The 15,181-nt window shown below is 44.7% G+C and carries 16 protein-coding genes and 2 pseudogenes; 9 read left to right on the forward strand and 9 right to left on the reverse strand.

What is annotated here, in order from left to right:
- Window positions 1–279 precede the first annotated feature (279 nt).
- The 4 genes from trxB to L9W92_RS15045 all read left to right on the forward strand — a co-directional run bounded on the left by trxB (window position 280) and on the right by L9W92_RS15045 (window position 5,496).
- Entirely contained in the window at window positions 280–1,197 is a 918-nt protein-coding gene (gene trxB / locus L9W92_RS15030; RefSeq protein ID WP_240084563.1) for a thioredoxin-disulfide reductase, read from the forward strand.
- 69 nt (window positions 1,198–1,266) lie between these two features.
- Window positions 1,267–4,071 carry an ATP-dependent DNA helicase DinG, 3'-5' exoribonuclease type gene (locus L9W92_RS15035; protein WP_240084564.1) on the forward strand — a complete coding sequence of 935 codons (2,805 nt, stop codon included), beginning with the start codon at window positions 1,267–1,269 and terminating at the stop codon, window positions 4,069–4,071.
- Window positions 4,072–4,337: 266 nt separating this feature from the next.
- The gene (locus L9W92_RS15040; RefSeq protein WP_240084565.1) at window positions 4,338–5,117 is read left to right on the forward strand and encodes an N-acetylmuramoyl-L-alanine amidase; all 780 of its coding nucleotides are present in this window, start codon (window positions 4,338–4,340) and stop codon (window positions 5,115–5,117) included.
- Between the two features lie 145 nt (window positions 5,118–5,262).
- Entirely contained in the window at window positions 5,263–5,496 is a 234-nt protein-coding gene (locus tag L9W92_RS15045; protein ID WP_240084566.1) for a twin-arginine translocase TatA/TatE family subunit, read from the forward strand.
- Window positions 5,497–5,623: 127 nt separating this feature from the next.
- Here the strand turns inward: L9W92_RS15045 and nrfD are convergent, their stop codons facing one another.
- The 8 genes and pseudogenes from nrfD to L9W92_RS15080 all read right to left on the reverse strand — a co-directional run bounded on the left by nrfD (window position 5,624) and on the right by L9W92_RS15080 (window position 10,643).
- The gene (nrfD, locus tag L9W92_RS15050; RefSeq protein WP_240084567.1) at window positions 5,624–6,802 is read right to left on the reverse strand and encodes an NrfD/PsrC family molybdoenzyme membrane anchor subunit; all 1,179 of its coding nucleotides are present in this window, start codon (window positions 6,800–6,802) and stop codon (window positions 5,624–5,626) included.
- 28 nt (window positions 6,803–6,830) lie between these two features.
- Window positions 6,831–7,676, reverse strand: coding sequence for a 4Fe-4S dicluster domain-containing protein (locus L9W92_RS15055; protein WP_240084569.1), 846 nt, complete (start codon window positions 7,674–7,676; stop codon window positions 6,831–6,833).
- A 27-nt stretch (window positions 7,677–7,703) separates the two neighbouring features.
- Window positions 7,704–7,898, reverse strand: a pseudogene (locus tag L9W92_RS19420) (hypothetical protein); the annotation flags it as partial.
- 51 nt (window positions 7,899–7,949) lie between these two features.
- Window positions 7,950–8,258 (reverse strand): annotated as a pseudogene (locus L9W92_RS19590) (hypothetical protein); the annotation flags it as partial.
- Window positions 8,242–8,538, reverse strand: a complete 297-nt coding sequence (locus tag L9W92_RS15065) for a twin-arginine translocation signal domain-containing protein (RefSeq protein ID WP_240084571.1) — start codon at window positions 8,536–8,538, stop codon at window positions 8,242–8,244. The gene L9W92_RS15065 and the pseudogene L9W92_RS19590, both read right to left, overlap by 17 nt.
- 186 nt (window positions 8,539–8,724) lie before the next feature.
- Window positions 8,725–9,483 carry a twin-arginine translocase subunit TatC gene (gene tatC, locus L9W92_RS15070; protein ID WP_240084572.1) on the reverse strand — a complete coding sequence of 253 codons (759 nt, stop codon included), beginning with the start codon at window positions 9,481–9,483 and terminating at the stop codon, window positions 8,725–8,727.
- 50 nt (window positions 9,484–9,533) lie between these two features.
- Window positions 9,534–9,746 carry a twin-arginine translocase TatA/TatE family subunit gene (locus L9W92_RS15075; RefSeq protein WP_240084573.1) on the reverse strand — a complete coding sequence of 71 codons (213 nt, stop codon included), beginning with the start codon at window positions 9,744–9,746 and terminating at the stop codon, window positions 9,534–9,536.
- 87 nt (window positions 9,747–9,833) lie between these two features.
- Window positions 9,834–10,643, reverse strand: a complete 810-nt coding sequence (locus L9W92_RS15080; RefSeq protein WP_240084574.1) for a formate dehydrogenase accessory protein FdhE — start codon at window positions 10,641–10,643, stop codon at window positions 9,834–9,836.
- A gap of 220 nt (window positions 10,644–10,863) precedes the next feature.
- Between L9W92_RS15080 and L9W92_RS15085 the strand changes: the two genes are divergently transcribed.
- The 3 genes from L9W92_RS15085 (at window position 10,864) to L9W92_RS15095 (ending at window position 12,226) form a co-directional block, all read left to right on the forward strand.
- Window positions 10,864–11,061, forward strand: a complete 198-nt coding sequence (locus L9W92_RS15085; RefSeq protein ID WP_240084575.1) for a hypothetical protein — start codon at window positions 10,864–10,866, stop codon at window positions 11,059–11,061.
- A 128-nt stretch (window positions 11,062–11,189) separates the two neighbouring features.
- A complete protein-coding gene (locus L9W92_RS15090; RefSeq protein WP_240084576.1) occupies window positions 11,190–11,666 on the forward strand; it encodes a DUF456 domain-containing protein in 477 nt (158 codons plus the stop codon).
- A 101-nt stretch (window positions 11,667–11,767) separates the two neighbouring features.
- On the forward strand, window positions 11,768–12,226 hold the full coding sequence (locus tag L9W92_RS15095) for an acyl-CoA thioesterase (protein ID WP_240084577.1): 459 nt from the start codon (window positions 11,768–11,770) through the stop codon (window positions 12,224–12,226).
- A gap of 39 nt (window positions 12,227–12,265) precedes the next feature.
- Here L9W92_RS15095 and L9W92_RS15100 read toward each other — a convergent pair whose 3' ends face one another.
- Window positions 12,266–13,456 (reverse strand): pyridoxal phosphate-dependent aminotransferase, encoded by a 1,191-nt coding sequence (locus L9W92_RS15100; protein ID WP_240084578.1) that lies wholly within the window; start codon window positions 13,454–13,456, stop codon window positions 12,266–12,268.
- A 218-nt stretch (window positions 13,457–13,674) separates the two neighbouring features.
- Between L9W92_RS15100 and L9W92_RS15105 the strand changes: the two genes are divergently transcribed.
- On the forward strand, window positions 13,675–13,872 hold the full coding sequence (locus L9W92_RS15105; protein ID WP_240084579.1) for an AbrB/MazE/SpoVT family DNA-binding domain-containing protein: 198 nt from the start codon (window positions 13,675–13,677) through the stop codon (window positions 13,870–13,872).
- 38 nt (window positions 13,873–13,910) lie between these two features.
- Complete coding sequence (locus L9W92_RS15110) at window positions 13,911–15,083, forward strand: LysM peptidoglycan-binding domain-containing protein (protein ID WP_240084580.1); 1,173 nt, start codon at window positions 13,911–13,913, stop codon at window positions 15,081–15,083.
- The last annotated feature ends 98 nt before the right edge of the window (window positions 15,084–15,181 follow it).

Genomic DNA, 15,181 nt, shown 5'->3' on the forward strand with positions numbered 1-15,181 from the left:
CTTTGCCATGCCCATTTTTAGGAATGTCGTGAAAAGGACAGTCTTTTTAGCCTGGCATGCCAGAATTTCCAGTTGCTTTATTCCAGATTTAATGATTCCTCCCATCTAATGCCGAGAGCCTATATATCGTTATATTTAGTTTCGTTGTTTGTATGGAAATTCCTGTACTTCAACAATGGATACTTAAATTTTCCAGAAGATGCATGCAATTTGTTGACGGGATTCTTGCCAATAGGATAAGATTATTTATATATTGAGAATATGCTAGGAGGGCTTTTTTTGGCATCGAAAGACTTAGTTATTATTGGCGGCGGACCTGCCGGTCTGTCAGCAGGCATTTATGCTTCCAGAGCAGCTCTGGATGCCGTCTTGTTGGAACAGGCGTTGCCGGGCGGGCTGGTAATGAGCACGGAATCTATTGAAAACTATCCGGGTTTTTCCGATAGTATCGGCGGTTTTGAGTTGATGGCAAGGATGGAAAGCCAAGCCCGCCGCTTCGGTCTGGAGATTATATCTACTGAAGTGAAGGGCTTGAAACCCGCCGGCAACGAGCTGATTATAGTGACCGGACAGGGAGAAATAACAGCCGGCGCTGCGATTGTAGCCACAGGTGTTCAACCGCAGCGTTTAAACGCAAGGGGAGAGACTGAACTTATTGGAAGAGGTGTTTCATATTGCGCCACTTGTGACGGCCCCTTCTTCCGAAGCAAGAGAGTTGCCGTGATCGGTGGCGGGGATGCTGCTGTTGAGGAAGCTGTTTACTTGACGAAGTTTGCGGAAAAGGTTTTTATTATTCACCGCCGCGGCGAATTAAGGGCTACGAAAGTTGTGCAAAAGAAAGCTTTTGACAACTCCAAGATTGAGTTTGTTTGGCATAGCGTAGTTGATGAAATTCATGGGACCGATTCAGTGAAGGCTGTGTTGACCAGAGATGTCCGCGATAACACAAAGAACCTCCTGCTTGTCGACGGGGCGTTTATCTATGTGGGGAACATACCTGTATCCGGCATCGTCGAAGGGCTGGTTAAACTGGATGAAAAAGGTTTTATTATCACTGATGAAAACATGCATACTTCACATCCGGGTATTTTTGCGGCAGGTGATGTGCGTAAAAAAATGTTGCGTCAGGTAGTGACCGCAGTATCAGATGGTGCGGTCGCAGCTGTGGCGGCTGAAAAATACCTTGAAGGAATTTGACTTCTCAATCTGAGTACTAAAATAGACATGGGCTTTGTTTGAAAGGCTGTTTTTGACAGGAGATAAGTAATGGACAGCAGTTTTGTTGTATGTGATTTGGAAACTACGGGACTGAATCCTTTTGCGGATAAAATAATTGAAATAGGTTTGGTGCGGTTGGAGGATGGACAGATATCAGGCAATTTCCATACCCTGGTCAACCCCAATCAATCACTTAACTTGAAAATAAAAAGGTTGACCGGTCTTGACGACCGTGATTTGTCCGGTGCGCCCGTTTTATCCGAAGTGCTGCCGGAGGCTTTGGACTTTATTCGTGACAGCTCAATAGCGGGGCATAATATTGATTTCGACCTTGGATTTCTGGCCGCCGCGCGGGGAGAGCCATTACGCAACCCTTCTTACGATACTCTGGAACTAGCCCGTCTTGTTGTGCCGGACTCAAGCAGCTTTCGGCTGAGCGCCCTTTGCCGTTATTTCGATATCGAACTTAAGGCCGGCCACCGGGCGCTGGATGACGCTGTTGCCACAGCGCGCCTTTTAACCGTATTGCTCCAAAAGTTCCGGGAGGCAGATATAAATGTTCTGAATCAGTTGATAAAACTCCTGGCGGAGGCACGTTCAAAGTGGCATGGCTTTGCTGTTGATGTGGCAAAGGAATTGCTGAAGGTGTTCCCGGATAAGAAGATATCAGCAAACCCTTACTGGCGCAAAGATGGCATGGCTTTTAAGGAAACAAAACCCCGGGAAAAACAAAATGAAAAGGAAAAAAATTTGCTCGACCCGGTTTATGTTGCTTCTCTCGTCGGAAAAGAAGGAGCGTTGTTGAAAGCTATTGCCGGTTATGAATACCGCCCTCAACAAGAAGCAATGGTTGGTGAGGTTGCGGAGGCTTTCAACGAGGAGAAATATCTGATGCTGGAGGCGGGAACCGGGGTGGGCAAGTCGATGGCCTACTTGATTCCGGCGGTTTTATGGAGCCTGAAGAACAGGGAGAGGGTGCTGGTGGCCACTCATACGCTCAACCTCCAGGAGCAGCTCTGGCTAAAAGATATTCCTGTGCTGGCAGGAGTGATTAATCAGCAGTTTCGCGCGTCTCTGGCCAAGGGAAGACAGAATTATATTTGCCTGCGCCGCTGGTTTAATGCCTTAAACGGTTTACACCAGCCGGATGAGGCGGCGTTTTTCGCCCGGGTCCTGACCTGGTTGGCATTAACAAAATCCGGGGACCGAACCGAGCTAAACGCCACTCCCGGTGAAGGAGATTACTGGCTTTCTATTTGCGGGGACGCGGAAAATTGTCTTGGAACAAGATGCCGCTACCGGATGGATTGTTTTGTAAATAAAGCGAGAAAAGCGGTTGAAGAAGCCGACTTGGTGATAACAAACCATTCCTTGCTGTTTTTAGATATCAGAAATGAAAACCGTGTGCTCCCGGCTTACGGACCGTTGATCATCGATGAAGCCCACCACCTGGAAGACTCGGCCACAAATCACCTTGGCAGGCAAGTTACTCAAAGTTTGGTGAACCGCTGGCTTAACATAACCGGAAAAACATTAAGTAGATTGACGGAAACTATCCCCCCTGGTGATCGTGAGCAATGGGAACAGGTGTTAAGAGCAGCGATGCAGATCAGGTTGGAAACCGTTGAGAACGCACGCCTTTTTTTCCAGACGCTTGGTGGGCTGGCTGCAAATAAATCAAACGGCAGCGGCATAAATTATCAATCCAACCGCACAACTCTGCGGTTGCCTGTTAGTGATGATCGATACAGGTCTATCGGCGAGGAGTTAATAAACTTATTACGTACACTCTCAGACGCCGTAAAGAAGTTGTCGGAATTCATGGATCTATGGTCGATATCCGCGGAAGTATGGACTGAACAAGCTCGTGACCTTTTGCAAATTGCCCAATCTGGCTTGGCTTTGACCGATGAGCTATTCTTTATCTTGGAAAGCGCTGATGAAGAGTTCGTTTATTGGGCGGATATTGAGTTTTTTGCCGGAGGTATGTTAAAACACTGCAGCTTGTCGGCGGTTCCGATAAATGTTGGTGAAATGTTGTATAAACTTTTCTATAAAAATAAAAAAACAGTGGTTTTTACTTCAGCGACTCTATCAGTAAACGGAACTTTCGCTCATTTTATTGAGCGGGTAGGCTTGGATTACCTCCCGGCAGGGCGGCTGGCTGAGGCTCATTTTGATTCGCCTTTTATTTATGAACGTCAAGCGCTTCTTTGTATTAACCGTGACCTGCCTGTTCAGGGAGAAGTGGCGGATGAGCTTTATCTGGAAAAACTTGAAAGTATTCTTGCTAAACTGATTGGTATTACTCATGGAAAAACCCTTGTCCTGTTTACTTCGCACATGATCCTGCGTGAAACATATAATAGACTGAAACCCAAGCTGGAAAACATGGATATTTATTTGCTGGGTCACGGGATAGACGGCAGCAGAACAAGAATCCTAGAAGAATTCAGATCCTCGGAAAGAGCGGTGCTCTTCGGCGCTTCGAGCTTTTGGGAAGGGGTGGACGTACCAGGAGAAGCTTTAACCTGTGTGGTTATGGTAAAATTGCCTTTCTTGTCGCCTAAAGTTCCGGTTATAGAAGCCCGTTTGGAGGATTTGGCAAGGAAGGAGCGGGACGGCTTTAAAACTTTTAGTGTTCCCCAAGCTGTAATTCGTTTCAAACAGGGATTCGGCAGGCTGATTCGCAGCGGCAGCGATCGTGGTTGTGTTGTTGTCCTTGACGCGAGGATTCTTAAAAAAAGTTATGGCAGACAATTCCTGAGAGCGCTTCCACTAAAAAACCATATTCGCGGCGGTACTGACATGATCACGAAAAAACTGTCAGACTGGTTTAGTGGTGGCGCTTAAAAATAATTAGCACATTCAGCAATGTTTTGAAATAGTATATTAACAGTTAACTCTAGAAGGAGTGTGATTCATATTGCGAGTATATTTTGTTAAGTTGCCGTCTTTTATCAGGGCGTGGTTGTTGAAGATTTATAAGTAGTCATGAGGAAGTTCTATGTAGATTATAAACCCGTTTTAGGGGCAGGCCGTAACCTGTCCCTTCATTTATATACATATTTGTATCCGGTCCGGCATACTTTCTTAAAAAGAAAGGGTGGGGTCTGATTTTGTCTGTATTTGTGCGTATTTTCCATTTTAAAAAAGGATTTGTCATTACTATATTATTATTGGCAATCGCATGTTTGTATGGCTATAAACATGTTGCTTCGCGTCATGAAGAAAAGTATATAGCAGCTTTGTCCTGGGTAGTTGCCAATAAGCTGATTGTCATTGACCCCGGACATGGCGGGGAAGATCCGGGGGCCATAGGTACTACCGGTGTTCATGAGAAAGATATTGTCCTTAGTGTATCTAAAAAACTTGCTACTATATTAAATGAAGCCGGCGCGGAAGCGGTACTGACCAGAGAGAGCGACAGGGACCTAAGCGACGCAAACGCCGGTGATTTGGATACTGCAAAAATTCAGGATTTAAGCCGCAGGGTGGATTTGGCTAATAACCGTGGCGCAGACATTTTTATTAGTATTCATGTGAATAGTTTCCCGGATCCGCGGGAAGACGGCGCACAGACCTTTTATCAGCCGGGTTCGGAAGAAAGTAAAAAACTTAGTGTGGCTGTCCAAGATGAACTAAACCGGTTTTTAGCCAATCCGGGACGGGAGGCAAAGCCGGTTGACTACTTTGCCAACCGGATGACGAAAATGCCCAGCACAATAGTGGAGATTGGTTTTATCACAAACCCAAAAGAAGAAAAAATGATGCTTGACCAGTATTATCAAGGAAAAGTGGCATGGGCTGTTTACGCGGGGATAGTACGTTATTTTGCACTGTCAAAACCTGCTTTTGCAGTTCCTCTTAGCCACTTTACTGATATAAATAAAATCTAACCTTAATATATGGAACGTTAATATATGGATATCCCGTGAGTTATTTTTTATCTTAGCCGTGCAGGATTTTTTGCTGTTAGTCTCGAAATTTATTAACTGTCAGTTGCCTGTACGATGACAAGAAATATCATTAGGAGGGTTAATTATGTTTCCTAATTTGGGGATGTCCGAGATCGTTTTGATCTTAGTTATCGCACTAGTGGTTTTCGGCCCGCGCAAGTTGCCTGAAATCGGTAAATCGCTGGGTAAAACAATAAATGAATTCCGCAGAGCTTCAATATCCAGCTTCAGTGGATTAGATGATGCAACAAAAGTGGTGAAAGAAGAGGTAAAAGAAGAGGATGTGCAAGTTGTAAAAATAGCTCAGGAAAAATCATAATATCGCGCGGGAAAAAGGGGCTATGTCCAAACCATAATGATTCCAAAAAGAGATCCCGTATCACTATTAAGTGGTACGGGATTGCTGTTAAATCATTACTTAATTTGTTTAATGCATGATTTTCAGGTTATGCTTCCACGCTTCTGCCGGTTGTAACACTTTCCCCGGAAGATAAGCTTTCTTGCTCATGATCTTCTTTAACCAAAATCGGGAAGTTTTCTACTACAAACAAGTAGGCCAAGGCTAAAACGCTCCACATGCCTAAAGTAATCAGCCACTCCCAGATGCTGGGGAAGTAATGGCCGCCCGCGCTTTGAGCCATACCTGTGAATACCACGTTCATGCGGTTGAACACGACACCGATTACTACCAAGGCTGAGGCGGTGACGACGCCCCATTGCGTCTTACGGATGGCGGGAATTGCGTACATGAAGATGGGGGCCAGTATAAATACGATCATTTCCACTAAAAACATGTTGCTTTCAAAAGAGCCGTTAAAAGCCATGGAATATACGCCGCGGTAGCTTAAGTCAATTATTTTAACAATAAAGTAGACAATCAACATCCACATGGTGACTTTAGTGAGGCTGGCAAAAATATGCGTTTCCGGCTTTCTGTTATAGGCCCTTGCCGCCAAAGTTCCTTCTATGGTTACCATCGCCGGCCCCAGGAAGAAGGCAGACCAGACAAAGAAGAACGGTATAATCATGGACCACCATAATGGATTGAGCCGGTCTATTGTTACAATATAAAGCGAACCCAGTGAAGACTGGTGCAATGTGGGTAAAACAATACCCAGGATTGTTAAAGGAAGCATGGCTTTGCTTAAAATTTTCTTCAAAGGAGCAATCTTTACTCTTTCAAAGAATATATCCCCAAACTCTAATACCTGTACTGTGGTATACAGCGAAATGCACCAAAACACTTCAAACAGCACCGAGTGGAAACCCCAGTAGAAGAAGGGCCGCCAGCAGTTAGTCCATCTTCCGATATCCAGCAACAAACTTACCAGGGCAATGATATAACCAATCAACGAGGTTAACAGCGCGGCGCGGGCAATCGGCAGATACTTTTCTTTGTGCAATACGTGGACAATAAATGCCGTGCTGAAGCCGCCGCCCGCCAGGGCGATACCGCAAAGCAAGTCAAATCCGATCCACAAGCCCCAAGGCCATTCGTCACTCAAGTTGGTTACCGCACCGAGCCCGAATATAAAACGCGCGAGGGCGACTACAACCGCGATACCCGCTAAGCCAATCAATACATACCTGAATGGAGTAAGCTTAAAACTCCAGGTTTTTTGCATTTTAATATCACCTCCATTTTAGAAAAGTCTACTCATCTTTTTTTTCTTCAATTGTATTGACAGCTTCGTATATTTCTCCATCATGATGCGCTTCCGCGCGTCTTTTCGTATAAAAATTCAAAGCCGTCAGGATGGCGCCCCAACCGACAAAGATATACGGTGTCCATTTAAGCACATCCCAAGTTAGAGACGGTATGGACCTTTCGGAGACATCTTGGCCGTACGCTTTAGTTTTTAAGCCAATCTCATCAAAAGGCACATCAGAAATATAAAGCCAGGATGTTCCACCGTACTCTTTTTCCCCGTATACCCGCTTGATATAGTTGGGATTGCTGTTAATTCTCTGCCACGCCTCTTTTAGTAGGGCGTCTCTTTCACCATATTTCAAGGTGCCTGTCGGGCAAGCGGTAACGCAAGCAGGTTTCATGCCTTCTTTCATGCGGTCGTAGCAAAACCGGCACTTTTGCACAAAAGGAAGGGCTTTGTCCCATTGAAAAGACGGCACTCCAAACGGACAGGCAATCATACAGTAACGACAGCCGACGCAATAATCCTGATTTAATTCGGTTGGCTTATAGATCACCGCACCTTCTTGAGTCTTTACGAATGAATGAGTGAAACAAGCCGCTTCGCATGCGGGTTCATCACAGTGCATGCATTGTCTTTTGACAAAACGCCACTTTATTTGCTCGTCTTGTTCAACAATATGGTAGTTAACCACTGTCCAGTTGTCCGCATCCACTTTTCCGGGGGCGTCCCAGTTATTTGTGAATTCGGATTTGCCGGCCGGTAAGTCGTTCCATGTTTTGCAGGCCACCATACAGCTCCGGCAGCCGATGCATCTGGAAACGTCCACCAAAACACCCTTTGACATCCTCACACCTCCAGTTTCTACTTGGAATCAACCTAGTGTATTTGCATTAAATGCGCTCTTTGTAATATTACAGATAAAAGCTTTATACTCAGGGATCATCGTGTTGGCGTCGCCAACGCAGGGTGTTAAATCGTTCGCCGTGCTGCCGGGAGCCAGTCCCTGATAACCCCAGTACCATGGTGAACCAATAATTTCCACTTCTTTTTCGTTGACTTTCAGCGGTTTTAGAATAGGCATAACGTTTACTTTTACACTTAATCTCACCGGCATCAGCTCGGCAAGCATCAGGCAGTTTCTCGTTACCGCGCCGCTCTGGTAATGTTCGACCAAGCGGTGGGTAGTGGCGATGTACGGAGAGTCAGGGCTGGCTGTTTGCGCCAGCTTGGAAAACTCTCCTTTATACCTGGCGGCAACAGGGTTGTTTTGTTGTTTGCTCATAATACTCGTTACCGGACTTTCTACCGGCTCATAATGTTCAGGGAGAGGCCCGTTCTTCATGCCGCTAGGAGCGAACAGCCGCCCTGCTCCCTCAGTGTTCATGATAAAAGAGTTGACCGCCGACTTATCAGGCGGTATGACGGTACCCGTAGCGGTGTCTTTTATGCCGAAATCGGCCCTCAATGTTGATTACCTTGTCGCCTTCAGAATAAACAATAAGACCGCAACCGCAACCGCAAAAAGCACAAACAGAAGCTGTTTCCTTGGCTTTTTTTATTTTTAGCGGCCCCGGATCAAAAGTTGGTCGGTTGCTTTCAGCGGTGTTGGCTATGGCCGGCACAGCGTTTACTCCTTTAAACAAAGCTGTTCCTGCTGTGCCCAAGCCAAAGATTTTTAAGAAATCGCGGCGACTAAGTTTATCCATAGGAATATCCAATCCTCCCCTCCTTCAAATGAAAATATAAAAAATCTCTCAAAAAATCTCTCCTTGTTAAAAAAAACAACTAACAAACTAACTTAAAAATAGCAGTTAACTCCCACCTCTCTTTCAAGGGGCAATAAATGTACATTTTAATTGTATATAATATGTATATAGTTTTAACGCTTTAGTTTAAGTGATTTCGGCCAGTTGCTGACGCTGCTTCTTCCGGGCAATACCCCGTTCAACAAAGCGCACAATTATTGCGCTTAATTCATAGAGCAAATACATCGGACCAGTCACGATCGAGCAAGTTATTATGTCCGGTGTCGGTGTGATAACAGCTGCCAGCACTACAATAGCCAGTATTGCGTAGCGCCGGTTTTTCGCTAAAAAACTATAAGTAATTAGCTCAAGCTTGGCTAAAAAATAGGTGATTAAGGGAAATTCAAAAACAACACCAAATGGTAATAGAAAACCAATAGTAAAAGATATATACTTATCGATGGTCAGCATGGGAGCTAATTCAGGCCCGGCGAATTGCAATAAAAAAGTGATCCCTAAACGATACACTCCCCAAAACCCGAAGGCCACACCGCCTATAAAACTAATAAATGAAATCAAAACAAAGAGGGTAAAATATACCCTCTCATTTTTTTTAAGAGCGGGGACAATAAAGCTCCAGACCTGCCATAAAATAATTGGCAGAGAAGTCAGAAAACCGACAAAAAACGACAATTTGATCTTGACAAAAATAGGTTCTGTTACTCCGGTAAAATTGGCTCTTTGTCCAACATTTGTCAGCGGTTCCAGCAATATTGCCAAAATCCGGTCACAAAAAAAATAAGCAACCACAGCTAAAATAGTTGTACTGACAATAGAAATAATTAAAACCCGACGCAATTCTTCCAGGTGCTCCAACATAGGCATTTCGTCGGTATTCTTAGCCACTTTGTTTTCCCCCGCTTAAGGTATTGCTATTTTCTTTCTATATAACTCTTTTAACTCTTTGCCGCTTTAATTGCTTGTTGTCCCTCTTGCTCCGCCACTACCGCGGCTGACACCGTGTCATCCATGACTTCATTTGATGAACGTCTAAATTCCTTGATCGTTCTACCAAGCGACTTGCCCAGTTCCGGCAATTTGCCCGGTCCGAAAATAATTAGAACCACAGCTAAAATTAAAACTAACTCCGTAGCACCAATGTGTGGCATTGAATCATGACCTCCTTTCCATGTCTATATTTGTATACGACATAAACGGCTGAAAATCCTGCTGGATAATATTATTTTTAAGATACGTCAAAGGCCTGGCGGCGGATCGAGTTGCTTGTTAAAGTAGCCTTCACTTATCGCCAGCAGATCAAGATGCATCGTGTTTATATCTTCCAAGAATAAATTCACTCCATCTTCTCCGGCTTTTCTCTCATCGACGGTTTTTATATAACCACGGCATTCTTCACATACATAAACCCTGTATTTATCCATTCCTTCGATGGTAATGAATTGAGATTCATTACTGTAGCAAAATGGGCAGCCCAGGCGTTGAAAGCGCCATTTCGTTTCGCATAATCCACAGTACAAGTATCTTCCGCCACTTTCTTTTTCGAGTAAGGCAAAGTTGGGCCGGCCGCCGCAAACCGGACAATTCCCTTTTAACCAATCCTCAGTATCAACAAGGGGTAACACTTTTTCCACATACTGCCGCATAAATAATTTAACAGTATGATTAAGCAATAAGCCAAAAGTATCCGCGGGGAGATCTTGTTGAAGATAAGCCAGCAGGTTAATTCCCGGGATAAATGCTTTGCCAACAAATGATTCCTGCTCGGCAGGTTCGACCGGGAGGGCGGATTCTATTTGATCAATTTCCGCGACTGTATTAGGATGAGTCTTTTTGATTATCCCGGCGACTTGGTGTAATATATCAAAGAAATCGGTACTTTTTACGCGGGGAGGGTAAATATTGATCAGGGGGCTGATGTTCTTATCTGCGGGATTAGATGATTCAGGAATAGGAGAATTAAAAGTAACGGCATTTTCCGGTAGTAAAATCTGATCTAATTCCTTATAGAAGTTAACTAACATTTGCTGAATAAAATTATTTTCCATGTAAAGCTCTCTCCTTCAGTGTTTTTTCCCTGAATTCTTTTTAATTCTATTTATTTTGTTGTAAACTGTCAAGAAGATTCCCTGGGCAGACCCATTAAGCTTTGCACAACGCATTATCATCATCAAACCAAGTATTTCAGTATCGTTTGAATATTTTAGAGTAGTTAGGTAAAGATAATTTATGATTAAAATTTGTCGTTTAAATTTAGGAGGGTAAAATATGTTTTCTTATCGCACCATTGCCGGAATCGGAGCCGCCACGCTGGCGTTATTGATTTTATCCAGGGCTAACAAACATTTGCGCAGAGGGACCTGTGATTTCGCAGGCAATTATGCAAGAAATACCGCGGGACGCGTGGAAGGAATTATTCGCAGGCGTAAAATAAAAAATTTAGATATAACCAATGATGTTATTTAAGATTGGGTAGGGTGATTTTAACAGGTCATAAGAGAGAATAAATTGGGTTTATTACAAATGCGCCACTTAAAGTGGCTTATTTTGTTGTATAATATATGGTAGTAATTTATGGAGAGGAAAAATTAGCAATGTCATTTGCTGGAATGGCGATAGCGGTTGTTTTTTTTACCGCCGGAATTATTGGCACGTTCTTACCGGTTTTACCCGGAGCGCCTCTAATCTGGTTAGGGATGTTGATATATGGTTTTTTCGTTAAGTTTGCCAACCTGTCATGGCTCTTCTTTGTCGGTCAGGGATTGGTTGTGGCGCTGGTATTCTTAATAGATTACCTGGCAGGTGTATGGGGCGCCAAAAGATATGGAGGATCAAGGGCGGCGGTTTGGGGAAGCGTCCTCGGCGGCATTATAGGAATATGGCTGCTGGGCCCGTTTGGACTGATTTTCGGTCCGTTTATTGGCGCGGTGCTAGGGGAGCTTTACCGTAAAAGCGATCTGAATAAAGCTTTCCAGGTCGGTATCGGCACTATAATCGGATTTATGGGCGGAACCATTTTAAAACTAGTAGTTGAAGTGTTGATGATAATATGGTTTTTTACCGTTATATAATGAGAGAACGGTTTATATTCTCGAGATGTTCCTGAATTTAAGAATGCTGAATTTTGAATATCTGACAGTGGTAATAAATATAGTTTGGGAGGAAAACGGCAATGAAATCTGGTAGGGACTACAATGTCAATGCGACTGTGCAGGTGGAGTTTACCGTTCGCTGGGGTGACTGTGACGCCGCCGGTATAACTTATTACGCCAAGTATTTTGACTGGTTTACAGACGGCCGTATCGCCTTATTGGAAAAAGTCGGCTTGCCCTACATGGCCACCTTTCATAACCACGGCATCGAGCTAGTGGTTATTGACGCCTTCTGCCGTTACAGGTTATCGTTGCGGCCTGTGGAAAAAGTTTTCCTGGAGACCGGCATATCCTCGTTAACCAGGACCAGGATAACATTTACATACCGCATTTTGAAGGAAGACAACACAATTGCGGCTGAAGGAAGCACAAATCACGCTTTTGTGGATGAACGGGGCAAGCCGTTTAATTTAGCAAAGAAACATCCTGAATTGTGGGATGAAATATACCGTACTTTAGGTGACGGGGGTAAAATATAAGATTATCGATATGGCGACCAAGGCAAGGGGTTTTATTACTCAGGGTTGCAGCCCCAGCTCACTGGCCAAAGCCTGGAAAGCAGGCAGTGATCTCAAGATCATCTGTTTATTGACACAGTATGAGATGCGAAAATACCCCGGCGTGCCGAAACCGCTGCCGGGCACTACCAGTATATTATGTTTTTGGGCGATTCCGGCAAACTCCACGTCATTTTTGACAGGGGATTGCGGGAAAATGTAAAAAGCCCCCTGAGGCTTAATCATTTTAAAACCCATTGCAGTCAGGTTGTCATAAAGGAGATCTCTTTTTTCCTGATATTCGGCGACGTTGACGCTTTCATGCTGCAGTCCGGCCACAAGGCGTTGCATCAACGCCGGGGCGTTGACGAACCCGAGAGTGCGGTTGCAAAAAACAAGACCCTCCATTAACAGGTCGGCCCGCTCAATATTAGGTGAAATGGCCGCGTACCCGATGCGTTCCCCCGGCAAGGCGAGGTCTTTGCTGTGGGAAGTGACTACGATGCTGTTTTTGATATATTTGAAAACACTGGGGACGGTAATGCCGTCGTAGGCGATCTTCGCGTAAGGTTCGTCGGATATGACAAAAACCGGGTGTCCAATCTCTTTTTCCTTGTTTTCGAGTAATTTCCCCAAGTTTGCGAGTGAGTCGGCCCCGTAAACCACGCCGGTGGGATTGTTGGGGGTGTTAATGATAATTGCTTTAGTCTTTGCTGAAATGGCAGTGTCGATAGCCTGCAGGTCAAGCTCGAATTCAGCGGTAGTCGCCACTTCTTTGACCACTCCACCGTGGTTGTCTATATAGAACTTATATTCCACAAAGAAAGGAGATAAAATAATGACCTCGTCGCCAGGATCGAGGATGGTTTTGAGCGCGACATTTAACGCTCCGCCGGCTCCACAGGTCATCACGATATGATTTTCATTTAAAGGAAGACCGCTCTGTTCCGCCAGCGTTTTAGCCACAGCCAGGCGCGTTTCAGGATAACCCGCGTTGCTCATGTAGCGGTGCATGCCTGTAATTGGTTCCAGTGACAGCTTCTTTAGCGCTTCCTTAAAGGCTTTTGGGGGTTCGACATCCGGGTTCCCAAGGGAAAAGTCAAAAACATTTTCCTCTCCGAACTGTTTCCGCAACCTTTCCCCTTCCTCAAACATTTTTCTGATAAAAGAAGCGTTTGCGAGCAATGTATTAATCTTTTTAGAAATCGTCATTATTTCCACCTCTATATCGTTAAATTGTATTATTGTTATCTTATACTATTTTGAGAATAATTCAATATTAGATTGTTATTGAGAATCACTAAGCCGTTGTCGAACGGGAGCGTTTAATTCGTCAAATATTGACAAAATACTGCAATAATACCCCCTGGTTATTAATTTTAAGCTACCATATAATAATATCGCAGGCATGAATTACACGCAACAAGGAGATGGAAAAGAAGATGACAGTAATAACTGGTATGACTCCCAATGGCCAGATAACAATACCTCGTTCAATAATGAAATTGCTTGATTTAAAAGGTGACAGTGAGGTATCCATTGAGATTGTTAACGGCGCGGTTGTTTTAGAAAAGGTTGAGGAGATGGTTGAGAATAAGGAGGATGGCTTGATTTTTAAAGCAGGTTAAGAATTACTCAGTAATATCTTGATTAAGGATGATTTTATATGCCTCTAGTTCAGGCAAAAGTAATTTTTAATAAAAAAGAATTAGACGGCCCCGTTCAAGTCGGGTGGGGTAGAGTTACCGGCAATGGAATCAATCTGGTGGCCGTCGCCGGTAGGAAGTTGTTTTTGTTCTCTCCTTTGGAGCAAAGCTACAGTCTTGATGCCGTAATAGATGCGGAAACAACAATATTAAGCCTGGCAGTGGGACTGCGGGAGCAGGATATTGATAAAATAGTTTTGGGAACAGCGGATAGAGTATTGGTTTACGGTGAGGGGACAGGCAATGAAGCAGGTTCTATCGTAAAATTATGGGAATCGGGAGCCGAGCCGGGTGCTTTATTTGTTGATCTAGCCTTGGCTGTTTTGAACAGTGACAGCGTCGAAACGATCATCGCCGCGTCTGAAGGCAAGGACGCGCTGTATTTCTATCAAGCCGCCGGGCAGACTGCCGCCTTGCAGCAGTTTGAGTTGCTGGCAATCAGGGTATTGCCGGGGCCTGCTCAAAAAGTGACTGTACTGTCAAGGAGCGAATCAGAGATCCCGTTGGTTGCGGCCGCTTACAAAAACGATGATACCTCCGGGCTTTTGACTCTATATTATACTGAAGTGGGTTTTGCGGAAGGACCTGCGCAAGAAAACCTGCCGGCCAGGGTGAGTTCGCTGACTGCCGGTGATTTAAGGCCCGCTCCGGGGGATGAGCTGGTCTGGGGCGGTGAAGACGGAATATTCAGGATTATTGAAGTTAACGAGGAATTAAGAACGGTCCTTGAATCCGATAACCTTGGCAGCAGTATACCGGCGCTGACCGCGGGCAATTTGACAGGAGGAGATGCAGAAACATTATTGGCAGGCACTCCGGAAGGCTTTCTTTTTGGCTACGGCGCTCCGGTTGAAAACAGCCGTCCTGATTGGACGGTGCTGATCGGCAATCCGGTAAACGATCTTGCCGTTAGTGAAGAGGGTCTTGTCGGGCTGGGAACGGGGGACGGCGGCCTGCAAGTGTGGCGTTTGGTGCCTGAAGGTTTCTTGACGCATGTGGTTCGAACTGGAGAGACATTAGAAGCAATCGCAGCTATTTACCATACGACAATAGATATACTGGCTGAAACGAATCGTATAGCCAACCCCGATTTAATTTTCCCCGGACAGGTATTGCTGATTCCGCAGCTGTAATGAGTAAATAGGCAAACTGTTTGTGTTGACACTCCGGTAGACGGGCGATATACTTTTACAATAATAAGTAGCAGGCTAATAGGCAAATACCGGAGGAG

It is taken from the genome of Pelotomaculum terephthalicicum JT (assembly GCF_022410535.1).
GTDB lineage: Bacteria > Bacillota > Desulfotomaculia > Desulfotomaculales > Pelotomaculaceae > Pelotomaculum_D > Pelotomaculum_D terephthalicicum.

What these genes read in the sequence shown, in the direction of transcription:
- L9W92_RS15035 (WP_240084564.1), top strand. Translation starts at nt 1,267, where the DNA reads ATGGACAGCAGTTTTGTTGTATGTGATTTGGAAACTACGGGACTGAAT.
- L9W92_RS15045 (WP_240084566.1), top strand. Translation starts at nt 5,263, where the DNA reads ATGTTTCCTAATTTGGGGATGTCCGAGATCGTTTTGATCTTAGTTATC.
- nrfD (WP_240084567.1), bottom strand. Translation starts at nt 6,802, where the DNA reads ATGCAAAAAACCTGGAGTTTTAAGCTTACTCCATTCAGGTATGTATTG.
- L9W92_RS15055 (WP_240084569.1), bottom strand. Translation starts at nt 7,676, where the DNA reads ATGTCAAAGGGTGTTTTGGTGGACGTTTCCAGATGCATCGGCTGCCGG.
- L9W92_RS15065 (WP_240084571.1), bottom strand. Translation starts at nt 8,538, where the DNA reads ATGGATAAACTTAGTCGCCGCGATTTCTTAAAAATCTTTGGCTTGGGC.
- L9W92_RS15075 (WP_240084573.1), bottom strand. Translation starts at nt 9,746, where the DNA reads ATGCCACACATTGGTGCTACGGAGTTAGTTTTAATTTTAGCTGTGGTT.
- L9W92_RS15080 (WP_240084574.1), bottom strand. Translation starts at nt 10,643, where the DNA reads ATGGAAAATAATTTTATTCAGCAAATGTTAGTTAACTTCTATAAGGAA.
- L9W92_RS15085 (WP_240084575.1), top strand. Translation starts at nt 10,864, where the DNA reads ATGTTTTCTTATCGCACCATTGCCGGAATCGGAGCCGCCACGCTGGCG.
- L9W92_RS15090 (WP_240084576.1), top strand. Translation starts at nt 11,190, where the DNA reads ATGTCATTTGCTGGAATGGCGATAGCGGTTGTTTTTTTTACCGCCGGA.
- L9W92_RS15095 (WP_240084577.1), top strand. Translation starts at nt 11,768, where the DNA reads ATGAAATCTGGTAGGGACTACAATGTCAATGCGACTGTGCAGGTGGAG.
- L9W92_RS15100 (WP_240084578.1), bottom strand. Translation starts at nt 13,456, where the DNA reads ATGACGATTTCTAAAAAGATTAATACATTGCTCGCAAACGCTTCTTTT.
- L9W92_RS15105 (WP_240084579.1), top strand. Translation starts at nt 13,675, where the DNA reads ATGGAAAAGAAGATGACAGTAATAACTGGTATGACTCCCAATGGCCAG.
- L9W92_RS15110 (WP_240084580.1), top strand. Translation starts at nt 13,911, where the DNA reads ATGCCTCTAGTTCAGGCAAAAGTAATTTTTAATAAAAAAGAATTAGAC.